Below are 813 nucleotides of genomic sequence, written 5' to 3' on the forward strand. Positions count from 1 at the left end.
GTGAGCGCCACCACGGCGTCGTTGCCCGCGGCACGCGCGGAGCCCGCGATTCGCAGGAAAGCCGCAGCTCGCAGGGTGGGCGCGGACGTCAGGGCGCCCAGGGTCGCGGGGGCTCCGGCGCGCCGCGCGGCGGCGCCGGCAAGCCCCGTCGCCGTCCCGGCGACCGTCAGGGCCGCAACCGCGGAATCTACTAGGGACGTTGTATAGCGCTCTTCCTGCAAGTTTTCCCGCACACGCACAAACCTCGTTCGCGCGGGCGGTCGGTCTTCCGGCTGCCCGCGCCTTTTTGGCAGCGCGGCTGATATGGCCGCCTCTGGCTCCGTAGCCTCTTTGAGCTCCGGACCCTTTCACCGGTTCCCGCGGCCAAGGCCACGGGAACCGAGCCCAGCCACCCGAAACCCGCAACGCGCCTTGGACCCTGCCGCCAATCCCAACTCCGGACGCCAGCTTGCGCCCTCGTCCGGGACTTTCCGGGACAACCGTCTCCCCGCAGGCCTGCGATGAGAAAACGCATTTTCTGCCACGAAAACGCAGTTTGTGGGACAGGCCCAATCCGTGGCCCCTGACTATCGCCTTCCAGCCCGCTCGCCAAGCCCCAAGAGGCACACTTCCGGGTCTCGAATCGGCTTGATTCGCATCCCAAACGCCCCGGCAGAGGCAAGGTCGCACCCCAACCAGCACTGACCAGGCAACCCCTGTCCCACAAACCGCGTTTTCGTGGCACGAATCTCAAAAACCGATCGCACGGGCTTCGTCCGCGCTTCCCACAGCCCGCTGCGGGTCCCAGCACACACGGCGCCAAAGCCTGCAGCC

Annotated in this window: 1 pseudogene; it reads left to right on the forward strand. The window is 67.9% G+C overall.

The window, feature by feature from the left end:
- Positions 1–194, forward strand: a pseudogene (locus EFAMC1_RS10610) (DEAD/DEAH box helicase); the annotation flags it as partial.
- Positions 195–813: the final 619 nt, after the last annotated feature.

This window comes from Olsenella uli, assembly GCF_901212675.1.
Taxonomy (GTDB): Bacteria; Actinomycetota; Coriobacteriia; order Coriobacteriales; family Atopobiaceae; genus Parolsenella; species Parolsenella uli_B.